Genomic DNA, 16,511 nt, shown 5'->3' on the forward strand with positions numbered 1-16,511 from the left:
TATGCGTGCCGAACCGCTTTTTGTCTAAGGTTTTCTGGCGGCATTTCATACGGCTTAAACGAAACCGGTAAAAGCTGCGCATGACGTATTTATTGCGCCTGCGCGCGCAAGGCCGCGACCCGGCTAGCGGCGATTGTCGTGGCGGGATTGCCGAAGCGTTTCGTCACGTAATTCGCCAGCGCCGCGATCTGCGCATCGTCCAGTTCGTCCGCAAACGGTGGCATCAGCACATCGGCGCTCTTCGTCTGCCGTCTCACGCCATGCAGGATCACCATCGCGAGGTTGTCCGCACTCGATGCGCCCACGGTGCTGTTGTGGATCAACGGCGGATATGCGCCCGCCGCGCCGGCCGCCGCACCAGCCGCAGCACGGCCCCCCACGCCCGCGCCGGTCCAGCGGTGACAACTCGCGCAGTTCGCGACGAACAGTTGCGCGCCGCTAACGTTGCTCACGGCATTGCCGCGCAGCGTGGTCACATCGTCGATGGCGGGTTCGCCAAACGTATCGCGCGAGCGCATTCCCTTCACATCCTCCCGATTCCGCACGCCTGGTTGTGCACGCAAAAACACGCTGATCGCGCGCAGGTCTTCCGGCGTCAGATACTGCGTCGCGTTCTGCACGATCCCGGCCATCGGCCCGGCCGCGCTCGCGTGACTCGCCGCCACGCCGGTCGTCAGATAGTCCATGAGCGCGTCGTCGCTCCAGCCGCCGATCCCGCTGACCCGGTCGGGCGTGATGTTGTACGCCTGCCAGCCCGCCTGGGCGCCGCCCGACAAGCGCCGGGTTTTGCTCAGCCCATACGTGAGGTCGCGGGGCGTGTGGCATTCCTCGCAATGCGCCAGACCTTCGACGAGATAAGCGCCACGGTTGTACTGCGCACCTTGGCGCGGATCGGGCACGAAGCGGGCGGGTTCGAAATTCAGCAGATTCCACAGCGCGATCAGCCCGCGCAGGTTGAACGGGAAAGGCAGCGCATTGGCGGGCGGCGTGTAGCGGATCGGCGCGAGCGTGCGCAGATACGCGCGAATCGCCAGCACGTCCTCATCGGAGAGGCGCGTAAATTCGACGTAGGGGAACGCGGGATAGAGTCGCTCGCCATCACGGCCTACGCCTTCGTGCATCGCCCGCAGGAAATCGGCCTCGCTCCATGCGCCGATACCGGTTGCGGTATCGGGCGTGAGGTTGGGCGTATAAAGCCGGCCGAACGGCAAATCGACCGGCTTTCCGCCAGCGAAGGGACGCGCCGGATCGACGGTGTGGCAACCGGCGCAATCGCCTATGCGCGTGAGATAGGCTCCGCGCTTCACGATGTCGGCATGCCTGTCCTGGGTATCGGCATTCGCCGCCGAAGACGGGCCTTCGCCACGCGCCAGCGATATCGGCATGTCGTCGAAGGAACGCGCAGCCGATTCCTGCGCCGCCTGCCACGCAGCATAGAGCGAAAACCCGCAGAACAGCACCGCAAACGCCGCCATATAGCGCGAGACTCGCCTCATAGCGCGTGCCGCAGTTTGTCTGCGAGCTTGAGCGCGAGCGCGGCCACGGTCAGCGTACAGTTCACCGACGCCGCAGCCGGCATCACCGCACTGCCCGCAATAAACAGGTTCGCGTGATCATGCGCGCGGCAGTCGGCATCGACCACCGAATCGGCGGGATTCGCGCCCATGATCGTTGTGCCCATGATGTGATGGTTGGGCGCAAAATTATCGTCAAATGCGACTTCGATACCGCCGAACAACTGCGCGATCTGCGCATAGATCTCGCGCGTATTCACGGCGCTTTTCTTCACGTAATCGTTGATCGAGTAATGGATTTCGGGCTGCGCGATCCCTAGCGCGTCCTTATGTTCAGTGGACGGCAATACGCGGTTTTGCGGCTCGGGCAAGTGCTCATGGAAGCTTTTGATGGTAAGCGTGCGCGCCGCGCGGTCGTGAATCGCGCGGTCGAGTTCCGCGCCCGTGAGGCCGTGACCGATGAGCGCGGCGGTCACGGCGGGCGTGGTCACGGCGTTCGACACATGCAGCTTTTTCGCGGCGTAATCCGAGCGGAACGCGCCATCGCGCAGATTCACCACAGAAGTCATTTCCATTGGCCCGCGTCCCGGCCACAGCGCTTCGTTGGCAAGAAAAGTGACGCTGGTGCCCGGATGATCCATCAGGTTGCGGCCCACCTGATCCGACCGGTTGCCGATGCCATGAGGAAACGCGGCGCTCGTGGAAAGCAGCATCAGCTTGGGCGTTTCGATGCCGTTGGCGGCCAGCACGAAGAGCCTCCCGCTCACGCGCGTGCTGTTGCCGCGCGGGTCTTTATAGTGCACCGCGAGAATGCGGCCTTTGCTATCGGCTTCGATGCGATACACCACGGCTTCGGGCACGAGCATCGCGCCCGCCTGCACGGCTTTGTCGGCGTGGACGATGCCGTTGTACATCGCCCCGATAGGACAGATCGGCATGCAATTGTTGTTGCCGCAACAAATCGGGCGCGCGTCATAGGGACGACTGTTGCGTGCAACCGGTTCGGGCACCACGCGAAAGCCGTTGGCGTTGAGCACCTCGGCGAAGCGCTGATCCATATACGAGAGCGGCAGCATGGTCATCGGATAAGGCCGCGAGCGCGGCGAACCGGAATCGTGCGCGGCGTCCGGGCCAGAGACGCCCAGTTCGGCTTCGGCGGCGCAATACCACGGCTCCAGCGTTTCATAGGCATAAGGCCAGTCGCGGCCCACGCCATACTGGGTCTTCAAGCGGAAGTCTGCGGGCAACAGCCGCCAGGCCGACGCCGCCCAATGCCATGTCGTGCCGCCGACGAGCCGCAGATATTGCGCGTGATACGGATAATCGCCCTTCTGCACCAGATAGCCATTGGGCGTCGAATACTGCGGATGCGGCGCCCACGGCGCGCTTGGGTATGGCGCGGCAAAATCGGCTTTGTCGGGCGCATTGCGGAAATTCTCGACGATCTGCCAGCGTGCAAGACGCGGCCCCGCTTCGAGCAGGATCACCGCAGCGCCAGCCTGAGCCAGCCGATGCGCGACCAGGCTCCCCGCCACGCCCGAGCCGACCACCACCACATCGGCAGAGTGCTCTTTCGCCATCGCCACCTCTCTTCTTCTCTTTTATTGCGCGGCAGATTCAATTAATCCAGCGATGCCGTCGGCACGGCGAAGTCCGGTGGTTTGAGCGTCCAGTAAAACGGCAGGTCGCGGCAATACGAAGGAATCGTCAGCACGTCGTCGACCGCGTCGAACATTAACGCTTTTTCGTAGGCCAGCACGCGCACGTTTGGCGCCTCGCCAATCAGACCGAGATACCAGGCACGCACGACGTCGCTTACCGTGGCGGCGAGTTCGGGCAACTCGGGCTTGAGCGCGGCCGTCACGACATCCGACGGCACGCCGCCGTGCCCCTGCAACCACCTGTTGAGCGCCCGGACGTTGTGCTCGAACTGACTGTTCGCCATCACCAGCGCGCTATAGATGCGCTGGCCGAGCACCGCATCGAAACGCGTGCGCCCCGTGAGACGTTGCGAGAGCGCCATAAACGCGCGATAGCCGTTATCGGGCGCCGCCGCGCCCCACGCCTGAGCGATGCCCAAGCCATACGGAGCGAAGCGCCTTCCCGCCAGCGCGAAGGCCAGCGTCGCAGCGCATGCGCATCCGCGCGTCATGAAACGGCGACGGCCAAAAGTCACGCTGGCAGCGGCACGATCGTGCGGAGAATCCGCTCTCCTGTCCTGCATCTCGCCATTCATGCGCACTCCAAACGAAGCCGCCCGCACCAGGCATCGGATTTGCCATCAAGGTTTGCAATCGTTTTTCATCACAGTTTGCGTATGACAAATCGCTTTCCCGATGAAAGGTACGGATGCCACCTTCTGCTGGAAATATAGCCCTGCCGCGCGGCCTTCGACAAACCGTAAGGCGCGATCCGTAAAATAACGCCGCATCGGCGGTTTGATTAAAATCGTTGCAACAATTCGCGTGTCGATCGCTGTGCAATAGCCGTACAAAAGCAGCCCGACGCGCTTCCAACAAGAGCGAGCGTAGCGATGACACTTCTTCCGCAAGTCCTGCGCAACCGTCCGCATATGACCGTCGGCCTCGCGGTGGGCGTCGCGCTCGGCCTGCTTTCGCCTGCCGCGCTGCGGCCCGTGGCGCGCGTGCTGCTCGGCTGGGACGCCGCGATCTGGACCTACCTGGTGCTCATCTGGATTCATATGGTGCGCACCGACGAGGAAAGCGTGCGCGCCAACGCCCAGCGCGAGGACCAGAGCGCGAGCACGGTGCTCTTCATCGTCTGTGCGGCGACGGTGGCGAGCATCGTCGCCATCGTGCTGGAACTGGGCACCACCAAGGATCTGGGTATGGCGTCCAAGGTGCTGCACTCCCTGCTCACGGGCCTGACGCTGATCGGCGCGTGGTTCCTGATTCCGACCATCTTCACGCTGCACTACGCGCGCGTCTATTACGGCTCCGATCCGCAGTCGCCCGCGCTGGCCTTCCCGGACAAACACCTCACGCCCAACTACTGGGACTTCCTGTACTTCTCGTTCACGATCGCCTGCGCCTCGCAGACCGCCGATGTGGGCATGCGCGGGCGCAGCGCGCGCCGCAGCGTGCTGGCGCAGTCCATTCTGTCGTTCTACTTCAATGTCTCGGTGCTCGGGCTGTGCGTGAATATCGCCGCGAGCATGGTCGGCAACTGATACATCGCGGCGCGCTGTTTTTGCACGGCGCCTTTGCAAATCACGCGCAACGCCCATGACGGCGCCAGGCCGCCACGCCGCCCGCGGCGGCATCATGGCGGCACTATGGCGGCACCACAACGCCCCTGCCCACCTGCCGCGCCCGCCCTGGGCACATGCCTTGCTGAAATCCTCGCCAAGACGCCAAGCGTCGCTCGCGGTTTGGTTCCGGCCTGCTCTTGCACTACTCTGAACAGGACGCGCCGCGAGCCCCGCGCGGCCCGCTCCGGCAGCCCACGGGCAACGTGATCGCATCCGGTGACACATCGGCCTTGCATCCACGCCGCCCGACGTACCTGGAATCCGACCGATGGAACTTCCCCACGCCTATGCGCCGCGGATCTACTTCGTCCATTCCGTCCTCGCTGGGCCGCTCGACGCGTGGCCTGCGCAATTTGCGCACGCAGCGTCGCTCGGCTTCGACCATGTCCTGATCGGCGGCCTGTTTGCGCCCGGCGCGTCAGGCGACGACCGTATCATTGCCGATCACACCCGTTTGCATCCCGCTTTCGGCTCGCAGGAACGCGTGGACGACGCGTTGCGCCTGCTCGTTACCGCCGCGCGCGCACGCGGCATCACCCTGCTCGCGGACCTGACGCTCGACCGCACGGCGGCGGACGGCGCGCTCTACGCCGAGCACCCCGAATGGTTTCATCCGTTCGAGCCCGAGGATGCGCGCCTCGACCCGCGCCACGGCCATCTGGACGCCAATGTCGCCTACGCGGATTTCGATCGCGCGGGAGCGGCGCTCGCGCTCTGGTGGACGCAACTGGCATCGCGGCTGGCCGATGCGGGTCTTGGCGGCTTTCGCATCGACTCCCCACATCGCGTGCCTGCTCACGCGCTGCGCGCCATCTTCGACGGCGTGCGCGCAAGCCACGCCCAAACGCGCTGGCTCGCCGCCACGCCGGGCCTCACGCGCGACGAGATCGCCCAACTGGAGGATGCGGGCTTCGACGCCGCCTTCACCTCGCTGCGGTGGTGGGACTTTTCCGAGCGCTGGATGATTGAAGAGCACGCGGTCGTGCGGCGCGTGGGCTCGCCGGTCACGTTCCCCGAAGCACCCTACGGCACGCGTCTCGCTCACGATCTGGAAGGCGCCACGGATGCGCGCGCCATCGAGCGCGCCTACCGGCGCATGCTGCGCACGGCGGCGGCGCTCGGCACCGGCTGGCTGGTGCCGATGGGTTTCGAATACGGTCTGCATGACGCGGTGAGCCACGGCGGCCGCGATGCGCCAGCCGACGCGCGTTCATGGGAGCACGCGAAGGCGCAAGCGCCGTTCGACTTCTCCGCCGACATCGCACACGCCAACGCCTTGCAGCGCGAGACCTTCATCCTGCAGACCAACGGCGAGCTGCGCGCGCTCAATGGCGCGGGCGCGCCGGTTGCCGCGGTGCTGCGCGGCGACCGCGACGATCTGCGCGTGGCCGAAGAAGCGCTGCTGACGATTGTCAATCCCGCGCTGGCTGCGCCCGTGCGCGTGAACATGGCGCATCTGCTCGACGGCGTGCCCGGCAATTTCACGCGCTTCACGCCGCTCGACGCCCAAACCTTGCGCGGCGCGCGCCTGCCCGAGCAGCGCGACGCCAGTGCGGTGCCCGACAGCTTCACGCTGCCAGCCGGAGCGTGCTGGATGTTCCGCGCGCTCGCCACGCCGCTGGTCGCGCTCGCACCGCCCGCAGATCTCGCGAAATCGCCCGCCAGCGGCCACAAGAGCGTGCTGGAAGCGATCGCCGCGCCGCGCATCGCGATTGAAAGCGTGACGCCGTCGGTCGATCACGGCCGCTTCGTGGCCAAGCGGATCGTTGGCGAGCGCTGCGAAGTGCGCGCCGCCATCTTCGCCGAGGGCCACGACCGCATCGACGGTGCGATTCTCTGGCGCGCAGCCGATGAAACCGCGTGGCACGAAGCACCGATGTCGCCCGTGCCGCCCGCCGGCACCGATATGTGGAGCGGCCATTTCCCGCTCGATCGCGTGGGCCGCTACGAATTCGTGGTGATCGCCTGGCGCGACGACTTCGCCTCGCTCGTCGATCATCTGCAGAAGAAGCGCGCGGCGAATCAGCCCGTCAATCTCGAACTCGAAGAAGCGAGCCGTCTGCTTGCGCTCGTGCTTGCCACCGCCGAAACCTCGGACGTGCCCGGTGAGGAACACGCGCGCACGCGCGCCGCGCTCGACGATATCGTCAAACGCTTCATCGGCGCGGATACCGATGCGCGCTGCGCGCTGCTCTCCGCCAGCACGACGGCCGCCGCCGTGCGCGCCGCGCATCATCGCCCCTTCCTCTCGCGCGACACCACCGTGCAGCGCGTGGACGCCGAGCGTCCCGCCGCGCGTTTCGCCAGCTGGTACGAGATCTTCCCGCGCTCGATGAGCGACGACGAAGCGCGCCACGGCACGTGGGACGACGTGATCGCAAAGATGCCGCGCGTGCGCGACATGGGCTTCGACGTGCTGTATTTCCCGCCGATTCATCCGATCGGCCTGGCCAACCGCAAGGGCCGCAACAACTCGCTCACGGCCCAACCCGGTGACGTGGGCAGCCCGTATGCAATTGGTGCCGCCGAAGGCGGTCACACTGCTGTGCATCCCGAGCTGGGCACGCTGGAAGACTTCTGCCGCATGCTCAAGGCGGCGCACGACCACGGCCTTGAAATCGCGCTCGATTTTGCGATTCAATGCTCGCCCGATCATCCGTGGCTCAAGGCGCATCCAGGCTGGTTCGCGTGGCGGCCCGACGGCACGCTACGCTACGCGGAAAACCCGCCCAAGAAGTATCAGGACATCGTGAATCCCGAGTTTTACGCGCACGACGCCAGGCCCGATCTGTGGCTCGCATTGCGCGACGTGATCCTGTTCTGGGTGGATACCGGCGTGCGCATCTTCCGCGTCGATAACCCGCATACGAAGCCGCTGCCGTTCTGGGAATGGATGATCGCCGACGTGCGCGCGCGCCATCCCGACGTGATCTTCCTTTCCGAAGCCTTCACGCGCCCGCGCCTCATGTATCGCCTCGCGAAGATCGGCTTCTCGCAGTCGTACACGTATTTCACGTGGCGCGAGTCCAAGCGCGATTTCATCGCCTATCTCACCGAACTCACGCAGAGCGAGGTGCGCGATTTTTATCGGCCCAACTTCTTCGTCAACACGCCCGATATCAATCCGCGCTATCTGCAGAACGGCGCGCGTTCGATTCACCTGATACGCGCGGCGCTCGCCTCGCTGCTTTCGGGGCTTTGGGGCGTATACAGCGGCTTCGAACTCTGTGAGGCGCGGCCCTTACCCAATAGCGAAGAATATCTGGACTCCGAAAAGTATCAATTGCGTGCGTGGGACTGGAACCGGCCTGGCAACATCATCGCCGAAATCGCCGCGCTCAACCGTGTGCGCCGCGCCAATCCCGCCTTGCAGACGCATCTGGGCGTGACGTTCCTGAGTGCGCACAGCGATGCCATTCTGTGCTTCGAAAAAGCCACGCCCGCGCGCGACAACGTGATTGTCGTGGCCATCAATCTCGATGCCTACAACGAACAGGGCGCCGATATCGAACTGTCGTGGGCCACTTTCCAGCAATGGCAGATCGACGATCATGCGCGTCTCGCGGTTGTCGACGAAATGACGGGCGAGCGCTTTGAATGGCAGGGCCGCTGGCAGCATGTGCGGCTCGATCCCCATACGAAGCCGTTTGCGATCTGGCGCATCGCGCCCATCGACGGCTTGCCGCGCGAAACACCGCCCGAGCCCGACGAAGCACAACTCGACGCGCAACTCGAAAGCCACCCCGAACTGGGCGATGATTTCCCGCCTGGAGGAGCGACATGAAACGCGATCCCTCGGTTACGCACGACCCCACCGCAAACCCCGACGACGAGCAGCACGATCACGAAAGGCACACGCAAAAGCGCGGCAAGCCTTCGCTGCTCACTGACGATCCGCTCTGGTACAAGGACGCGATCATCTATCAGGTGCATGTGAAATCGTTCTTCGACGCCAATAACGACGGCGTAGGCGATTTCGCGGGTCTGCTCGCCAAGCTCGATTACATCGCCGGGTTGGGCGTGACGGCGATCTGGCTGCTGCCGTTCTATCCGTCGCCGCGCCGCGACGACGGCTACGACATCGCCGATTACCGCAACGTGCATCCCGATTACGGCCAGCTCGCCGACGTGCGCCGCTTCATTCAGGAAGCGCACGCGCGCGGCATGCGCGTGATTACCGAACTCGTCATCAATCACACGTCGGACCAGCATCCGTGGTTCCAGCGCGCGCGGCGCGCGAAGCCCGGCTCGAACCATCGCAACTATTATGTGTGGTCGGATACGGACCAGAAGTATCAGGGCACGCGCATTATTTTTATCGATTCCGAACCGTCGAACTGGACGCACGATCCCGTCGCGGGCGCTTATTACTGGCATCGCTTTTATTCGCACCAGCCCGACCTGAACTTCGACAATCCCGCCGTGCTGCGCGAAGTGCTGCATGTGATGCGCTTCTGGCTCGATATGGGTATCGACGGCTTGCGTCTGGATGCCGTGCCTTATCTGGTCGAGCGCGAAGGCACCAATAACGAAAACCTGCCTGAAACGCACGCGATTCTCAAGCAGATCCGCGCGACCATCGACGAGCATTATCCCAACCGCATGCTGCTGGCCGAAGCCAATCAATGGCCGGAAGATGTCAAGGAGTACTTCGGCAACGAAGACGAATGTCATATGGCATTCAACTTCCCGCTGATGCCGCGCCTTTATATGGCGATTGCGAGCGAAGACCGCTTCCCGATCATCGACATCATGAAGCAGACGCCGGATCTTCCGGAAACCTGCCAATGGGCGATTTTCCTGCGCAATCACGACGAACTCACGCTGGAAATGGTCACCGATTCCGAGCGCGACTATCTCTGGAACACCTATGCCAGCGACCGGCGCGCACGCCTGAATCTGGGTATTCGCCGCCGCCTCGCGCCGCTCATGGAGCGCGACCGTCGCCGTATCGAGCTGATCAATTCGCTGCTGCTCTCCATGCCCGGCACGCCCGTGATCTATTACGGCGACGAGCTGGGCATGGGCGACAACATTCACCTTGGCGACCGCGATGGCGTACGCACACCGATGCAGTGGTCGTCTGACCGCAACGGCGGCTTCTCGCGCGCCGACCCCGAGCAACTGGTGCTGCCGCCGCTAATGGGCTCGCTTTACGGCTACGACGCGATCAATGTGGAAGCGCAGACGCGCGACCCGCATTCGCTGCTCAACTGGACGCGCCGCATGCTCGCTACGCGGCGTGCGAAACAGGCCTTCGGGCGCGGCACAATCCGCTTTTTGCGGCCCGCCAATCGCAAGGTATTGGCGTATCTACGCGAGATGCCGGGCGAACCGTCGATTCTCTGCGTCGCCAATCTCTCACGTGCGCCGCAGGCGGTTGAACTCGACCTGTCCGAATTCGCGGGCACTTCGCCCGTTGAAATGACCGCCGATTCGGTATTCCCGCCAATTGGTCAGTTACCCTATCTATTGACGTTTCCGCCCTACGGCTTCCTGTGGTTCCTGCTATGCCCCGGCAACCAGCGTCCGTCGTGGAGCCAGCCGATTTCGGAACAACTGCCCGAATTCGTAACCGTGGTGATACGCGAAGGCCAGACCGGCGCGACGCCGGAAAACGTGCGGCTGCTCGAATCCGAAGTGTTGCCGTCCTGGCTGTCGCGGCGGCGCTGGTTCGCCTCGAAGGACAAGCCATTGCGCAGCGTAAAGCTGGCCGCGCTCACGACCATCCAGGGCGCGGGATTCGCCTTCACCGAAATCGAAGCGGAACTCGCCGACGGCACCAGCGAGCGCTATGTGCTGCCCATTGCCATCACCTGGGGCGCCGACACCACCACGCCGCTGCATATCCAGCTCGCGCTTTCTCGCGTGCGGCGCGGCCGCACCATCGGCTATCTCACGGATGCCTTCTCGCTGCCGTGGTTCGCCTATGGCGTGCTGCGCAAGCTGCACGAACGTGCCGCCGTGCCGACGGTTCAGGGCAGCACGATCCGCTTCGAGCCCACCGATCGTCTGGACGAACTCGAACTTGGTGAGGAACCCGAAATACGCTGGCTTGCCGCCGAGCAGAGCAATAGCTCGCTCATCATCGCGGAAGCGCTCGTGCTGAAGCTGGTGCGCCGCCTGATGGCGGGCGTGCATCCCGAAGCGGAAATGAGCCGCTATCTGACGAAGCTCGGCTATGCGAACACCGCGCCGCTCTATGGCGAAGTGGTGCGCGTCGACCCCGAGGGCGTGCCGCATACCCTCGCGATCCTGCAAGGCTATATCGACAATCAGGGCGATGCGTGGGCGTGGGCGCTCGATTATCTGCGCCGCACGATCGACGAACTGGCGCTTGCCGCCGACGATGGCGAAAGCGCCGATCCAGCCCACGAAGAAGAGGTCATGCAGAATTACGCAGCAGTGATTGGCGCGATCGGCAAGCGGCTTGGTGAGTTGCACGCCGCCCTCGCCTCGCCGACCGACGATCCCGCTTTCGCCCCCGAAGCCGCCACGTCCGACGACGTGCGCCAGTGGGTGGCCGACGCAAAGAAGATGCTGATCGAAGCACTCGACATCGTCGCGCAGCATGTGGGCGACGACGTGCACACGCTCGACGACGACGCGCGTCAACTGGCGCGCAGCCTGATCGAGCGCCGCGATGCGCTCGTCAAGGCCATCGACACGCTCGTGCCCGACGATGCAGCGGCGGCGCGCATCCGCATTCATGGCGACTTCCATCTGGGCCAGGTGCTGCTCGCGCAAGGCGACGCCTATCTGATCGACTTCGAAGGCGAGCCGGCGCGCTCGCTCGATTATCGTCGCGCCAAGCAATGCTCGTTGCGCGACGTCGCCGGTCTGTTGCGCTCGCTGTCATATGCGGGTGCCGCCGCGCAATCGACCACTGAAAGCGCTCCGCAGCAGATCGCGGAACGCAAGCGCGCGCTGTTCGAGCGCTTCCGTGGTCAGGCGGCTGAAACGTTCCTGAGCCAGTATCGCGCTGCCGTCACCCAGGCACCGATATCGCTCGTTGGCGCTACCTATGAACAGGCGCTGCTCGACCTGTTCCTGATCGAGAAGGCGGCCTACGAGATCCGCTACGAAGCCGCCAACCGGCCTACGTGGCTCGCCTTGCCGATCCGCGGCATGGCTGCGCTGGCCAGCCGCCTGCTCGGCGTTACGCCGAATCAGGCCCATGCACACACTCATACGGGAGGAAGCGGACATGCCTGAGCGCGCCCCGGACGCCGGCCTGCAACATCACGACATCGACGCGCTGGTCAACGCGCGCCATGCCGATCCGTTCTCCGTGCTCGGGCTGCACTGGGTCGACGGCGCACCCTACGTGCGCGCATGGTTGCCGAACGCCTCGCGCGTGAGCGTGCGCGCGCGCGACCGGGACGCGACGCTCGCGGAACTCACGCAGGTGCATCCTGCGGGCCTCTACGCGGGACCGCTCGCCGAGGCCGTGCCGTACCGGCTTGAGATCGACTGGCATGGCGTGAAGCAGGAAATCGAGGATCCGTATTCATTCGGTCCGCAGCTTTCCGAAGACGCGTTGCGCCGTCTCGCCGACGGCGATCCTTATGCGGTGCTCGAATGCCTGGGCGCGCGCCCGGTCGTATGCGACGGCGTGCCGGGCGTGCGCTTTGCCGTATGGGCCCCGAATGCGAGGCGCGTGTCCATGGTGGGCGACTTCAACGCGTGGGACGGCCGTCGCCATCCGATGCGGTTGCGCTACGAGGCGGGCGTGTGGGAGCTGTTCATCCCGCGTGTGGCGGCGGGAGCGCGCTACAAGTACGAGATCCTTGGCGCGCAAGGCAACGTGCTGCCGCTCAAGTCCGATCCGTGTGCATTCCAGGCCGAAGCGCCGCCCGCAACGGCATCGATCGTCGCGCCGGTGGAAGCGCTCGATCATTTCGCGTGGCACGACCACGAGTGGATCCAGGGGCGCGCGCAACGGCAAAACGCCCGCGCGCCCATGTCGATCTACGAAGTGCATGCGCCCTCCTGGCTGCCCACGCAGGGCGCGGACGCGCCCGCGCCCGACTGGCGCGCGTTGTCCGAGCGCCTGATCCCCTACGCTCAGGGCATGGGCTTCACGCACATCGAATTGCTGCCGGTGGCCGAGCATCCGTTCGGCGGTTCCTGGGGTTATCAACCACTTTCGCAGTTCGCGCCTACAGCGCGCCTGGGTTCACCGCTCGATTTCGCTGCGTTCGTGGATCGCGCGCACGAAGCCGGTCTTGGCGTGATTCTCGACTGGGTGCCCGCGCACTTCCCGAATGACGCGCACGGCTTGATCGAGTTCGACGGAACCGCGCTCTATGAGCACGCGGACCCGCGCGAAGGTTATCACCCCGACTGGAACACGATGATCTACAACCTCGGCCGCAAGGAGGTGAGCGCGTTCCTGATCGCTTCAGGGCTGGCGTGGCTGATGCGCTATCACGTCGATGGCCTGCGCGTGGACGCCGTGGCCTCGATGCTCTATCGCGACTATTCGCGCGCGCAAGGCGAATGGGTGCCGAATATCTATGGCGGCCGCGAGAACCTGGAATCGATTGCCTTTCTCAAGCGCCTGAATCACGAAACGCAGTACGTGCCGCAACGCCCCGGCGTCATCACCATCGCCGAGGAATCGACGGCATGGCCGGGCGTGACCGCGCGCCCGGAGGACGGCGGGCTCGGTTTCCAGTTCAAGTGGAACATGGGCTGGATGCACGACACGCTGCATTTCATGCACGAAGACCCGATGTATCGGCGCTATCACCATCATCTGATGACGTTCGCGATGGTCTATGCGTACTCCGAACGTTTCGTGCTGCCGCTCTCGCATGATGAAGTGGTGCATGGCAAGGGCTCGCTGCTCGGCAAGATGCCGGGCGACCGCTGGCAGAAGTTCGCGAACCTGCGTGCGTATTTCGGGTTTATGTGGGCGCATCCTGGCAAAAAGCTGCTGTTCATGGGCGGCGAATTCGGACAACTGGCCGAGTTCGATCACGACGGCACACCGCACTGGAACCTGCTGGACGATCCCTCGCATCGCGGCGTGCAGGCGCTCGTGCGCGACCTCAACCGGCTCTATGCCGAGGAAAGCGCGCTGTACGCGCTTGATACGGAACCGGGCGGCTTCGAATGGCTGGTGGCCGACGACAACGAAAACAGCGTGCTCGCGTGGCGTCGTGTGGACGGCACGGGCCGCGAGGTGGTGGTGATCTGCAACTTCACGCCGGTGCCACGTCACGGTTATCGCATTGGCATGCCGCAGCCGGGCCAGTGGGAAGAAGCGCTCAATACCGACGCCGAAGTCTATGGCGGCTCGAATCTGGGCAACGGGGGGCTCGTTTCGACCGAGCCGGTGCAAAGCCACGGCAAGCCGCAATCGGCGGCGCTCGTGCTGCCGCCGCTCGGTACGCTGGTGCTCCGGCTACGACGTTGAGGTTCGGGTAGACGCAGTACTGATCAGGAATCCGATGCAATACAAGAAGCACGAGAAGGAGCATCGATATGGCTAACGGCATTCCCGAGCGCTTGCTGCCCGGTTCGCCGTATCCGTTGGGCGCAACATGGGATGGGCTGGGCACGAACTTCGCCGTGTTTTCCGCGCACGCGTGGCGAATCGAGCTGTGCCTGTTCGACCCAACCGGCCGCAAGGAGCGCACGCGCTACACCCTGCCCGAATGCACCGACGAAATCTGGCACGGTTATCTGCCGGGCGCGCATCCCGGCACCGTCTATGGCCTGCGCGCGCATGGGCCGTATCAACCGCATCAAGGACATCGCTTCAATCCGTACAAGCTGCTGCTGGATCCTTATGCGCGGCGGCTGGTCGGCCAGTTTCGCTGGTCGGATACGCTCTATGGCTATCGCGTCCATTCGAACCGTATCGATCTCTCGCTCGACCGGCGCGACTCCGCGCCCGCCATGCCCAAAGCCGTAGTCAGTCACGAAACCTTCGACTGGTCGCACGACGTGCGCCCCAACACGCCGTGGGGCAAGACCGTCATCTACGAGACGCATCTGCGCGGCATTTCGATGCTGCGTCCCGATCTGCGCTCGCATACGCGCGGAACGTTCGCTGCGCTCGGCGCGCCGCATTTCATCGAACATCTGCACAAGCTTGGCGTAACCGCGGTCGAACTGCTGCCGGTGCACGCGTTTCTCAACGAGCGCTTTCTGGTCGAGCGCGGCCTGCGCAATTACTGGGGCTACAACACCGCAGCGTTTTTTGCGCCCGAGCCCTCTTATCTCTCGGGCCACGATCCCGACGAAATGCGCATTGCCGTGCGCCAGTTGCACGCAGCGGGCATCGAAGTTTTCCTCGACGTGGTCTACAACCATACCTGCGAAGGCGGCGAAATCGGCCCCACGGTGTCGTGGCGCGGCCTCGACAACGCCTGTTATTACCGCTGCGTTCCGGGCGACGAGCGCCACCTCATCAACGACACGGGCTGCGGCAACACGGTCAATCTCTCGCATCCGCGCGTGTTGCAGATGGTGGTGGATTCATTGCGCTACTGGGTCACGTCCTATCGCATCGACGGCTTTCGCTTCGATCTGGGCGTGACGCTCGGGCGCGAGGCACACGGTTTCGATCCCGCCAGCGGGTTCTTCGACGTACTACGTCAGGATCCCATCCTCTCGCAGGTCAAGCTGATTTCCGAGCCGTGGGATGTGGGGCCGGGCGGCTATCAGCTGGGCAATCATCCGCCGGGATTTTCCGAATGGAACGACCGCTTTCGTGACAGCGTACGGCGTTACTGGCGCGGCGCGCCAGGCCAGCGCGCCGATCTTGCCGCGCGTCTCACGGGCTCCGCCGATCTGTTCGACAAACGCACGCGCCGGCCATGGGCCTCGATCAATTTCGTCACCTCGCACGACGGTTTCACGCTCGCCGATCTGGTTTCTTACGAACATAAGCATAACGAAGCGAATGGCGAGGAAAACCGCGACGGCCACAACGAGAACTGGAGCGCGAACTGGGGCGCGGAAGGCCCGACGGACGACCCCGCGATTCTCGATACGCGCGCACGCGTCGCGCGTTCGATGCTGGCGACGCTATGCGTCGCCATCGGCACGCCGATGCTGCTGGCCGGCGACGAAACGCTGCGCACGCAGCACGGCAACAACAACGCCTACTGCCAGGACAACGAGATTTCCTGGCTCGACTGGTCGCTCGCAGCCACGCCGCAGGGCCAGGCGATGACTGCGTTCGCCGCGCGCGCGATCGCGCTGCGCCGGGATCATCCCTTGCTGCGCGAAACGCACTTTCTGTTCGGCGACCGCGAGGTGCTGCCGGGCATGCACGACATCGACTGGTTCGACGAACACGGCGAGCGGCTCTCGCCCGAGGCGTGGCAGGATCCCGACGCCCGCGTGCTCGCAGTGCGGCGCGCGGGAGCAGGCCTCGACGGCGAAATGGAAGTATTGTTGATGATGCTGAACGCCTCGTCGCATGACGTGAAGTTTACGGCGCCTGCACCGCACCTGGCGTGGCGCGTGCTGCTCGACACCGCGCGTCCTGACGATCCGCCGCAGGCCTTGAGCGACGTGACATTCGAGGTGGCCGCGCACGCGCTGGTGGTGCTTTGCGCGCGACCTTCGCAGCATGCCGCTCACGATGCCGCGGCGAACGCGGGCGTTGAAAGCAACGGCAAAGGTCCGCCGCCGCCCGATCCGCGTCAGCCCGCCGCGACAGACCCACCCCATCACGATCACGCTGCTGGATAGCCACAGGAACC

The 16,511-nt window shown here is 64.5% G+C and carries 8 protein-coding genes; 5 read left to right on the plus strand and 3 right to left on the minus strand.

Going from position 1 to position 16,511, the window contains the following annotated elements; genetic code table 11:
- Positions 1-89 precede the first annotated feature (89 nt).
- From F3J17_RS19565 to F3J17_RS19575, 3 genes are read right to left on the minus strand one after another with little or no spacing between them, the layout of a single operon-like run.
- A complete protein-coding gene (locus tag F3J17_RS19565; RefSeq protein WP_240161061.1) occupies positions 90-1,496 on the minus strand; it encodes a cytochrome c in 1,407 nt (468 codons plus the stop codon).
- Positions 1,493-3,094 (minus strand): GMC family oxidoreductase, encoded by a 1,602-nt coding sequence (locus tag F3J17_RS19570; protein ID WP_167062233.1) that lies wholly within the window; start codon positions 3,092-3,094, stop codon positions 1,493-1,495. Before F3J17_RS19570 ends, F3J17_RS19565 begins: the two co-directional genes overlap by 4 nt.
- A 41-nt stretch (positions 3,095-3,135) precedes the next feature.
- A complete protein-coding gene (locus tag F3J17_RS19575) occupies positions 3,136-3,750 on the minus strand; it encodes a sugar dehydrogenase complex small subunit (protein ID WP_167062236.1) in 615 nt (204 codons plus the stop codon).
- A gap of 297 nt (positions 3,751-4,047) precedes the next feature.
- Between F3J17_RS19575 and F3J17_RS19580 the strand changes: the two genes are divergently transcribed.
- The 5 genes from F3J17_RS19580 (at position 4,048) to glgX (ending at position 16,500) form a co-directional block, all read left to right on the plus strand.
- On the plus strand, positions 4,048-4,704 hold the full coding sequence (locus F3J17_RS19580) for a DUF1345 domain-containing protein (RefSeq protein ID WP_167062239.1): 657 nt from the start codon (positions 4,048-4,050) through the stop codon (positions 4,702-4,704).
- 349 nt (positions 4,705-5,053) lie between these two features.
- Positions 5,054-8,569 (plus strand): maltotransferase domain-containing protein, encoded by a 3,516-nt coding sequence (locus F3J17_RS19585; protein WP_167062242.1) that lies wholly within the window; start codon positions 5,054-5,056, stop codon positions 8,567-8,569.
- A complete protein-coding gene (gene treS / locus F3J17_RS19590; RefSeq protein WP_167062245.1) occupies positions 8,566-12,000 on the plus strand; it encodes a maltose alpha-D-glucosyltransferase in 3,435 nt (1,144 codons plus the stop codon). The genes F3J17_RS19585 and treS overlap by 4 nt, the downstream gene beginning before the upstream one ends.
- On the plus strand, positions 11,993-14,209 hold the full coding sequence (gene glgB, locus F3J17_RS19595) for a 1,4-alpha-glucan branching protein GlgB (protein WP_167062248.1): 2,217 nt from the start codon (positions 11,993-11,995) through the stop codon (positions 14,207-14,209). The genes treS and glgB overlap by 8 nt, the downstream gene beginning before the upstream one ends.
- A gap of 68 nt (positions 14,210-14,277) precedes the next feature.
- Entirely contained in the window at positions 14,278-16,500 is a 2,223-nt protein-coding gene (glgX, locus tag F3J17_RS19600) for a glycogen debranching protein GlgX (RefSeq protein WP_167062251.1), read from the plus strand.
- Positions 16,501-16,511: the final 11 nt, after the last annotated feature.

It is taken from the genome of Burkholderia sp. Ax-1719, from assembly GCF_011753055.1.
Lineage (GTDB): Bacteria > Pseudomonadota > Gammaproteobacteria > Burkholderiales > Burkholderiaceae > Paraburkholderia.

What these genes read in the sequence shown, in the direction of transcription:
- F3J17_RS19585 (WP_167062242.1), top strand. Translation starts at nt 5,054, where the DNA reads ATGGAACTTCCCCACGCCTATGCGCCGCGGATCTACTTCGTCCATTCC.
- F3J17_RS19565 (WP_240161061.1), bottom strand. Translation starts at nt 1,496, where the DNA reads ATGAGGCGAGTCTCGCGCTATATGGCGGCGTTTGCGGTGCTGTTCTGC.
- F3J17_RS19580 (WP_167062239.1), top strand. Translation starts at nt 4,048, where the DNA reads ATGACACTTCTTCCGCAAGTCCTGCGCAACCGTCCGCATATGACCGTC.
- glgB (WP_167062248.1), top strand. Translation starts at nt 11,993, where the DNA reads ATGCCTGAGCGCGCCCCGGACGCCGGCCTGCAACATCACGACATCGAC.
- F3J17_RS19575 (WP_167062236.1), bottom strand. Translation starts at nt 3,750, where the DNA reads ATGAATGGCGAGATGCAGGACAGGAGAGCGGATTCTCCGCACGATCGT.
- treS (WP_167062245.1), top strand. Translation starts at nt 8,566, where the DNA reads ATGAAACGCGATCCCTCGGTTACGCACGACCCCACCGCAAACCCCGAC.
- F3J17_RS19570 (WP_167062233.1), bottom strand. Translation starts at nt 3,094, where the DNA reads ATGGCGAAAGAGCACTCTGCCGATGTGGTGGTGGTCGGCTCGGGCGTG.
- glgX (WP_167062251.1), top strand. Translation starts at nt 14,278, where the DNA reads ATGGCTAACGGCATTCCCGAGCGCTTGCTGCCCGGTTCGCCGTATCCG.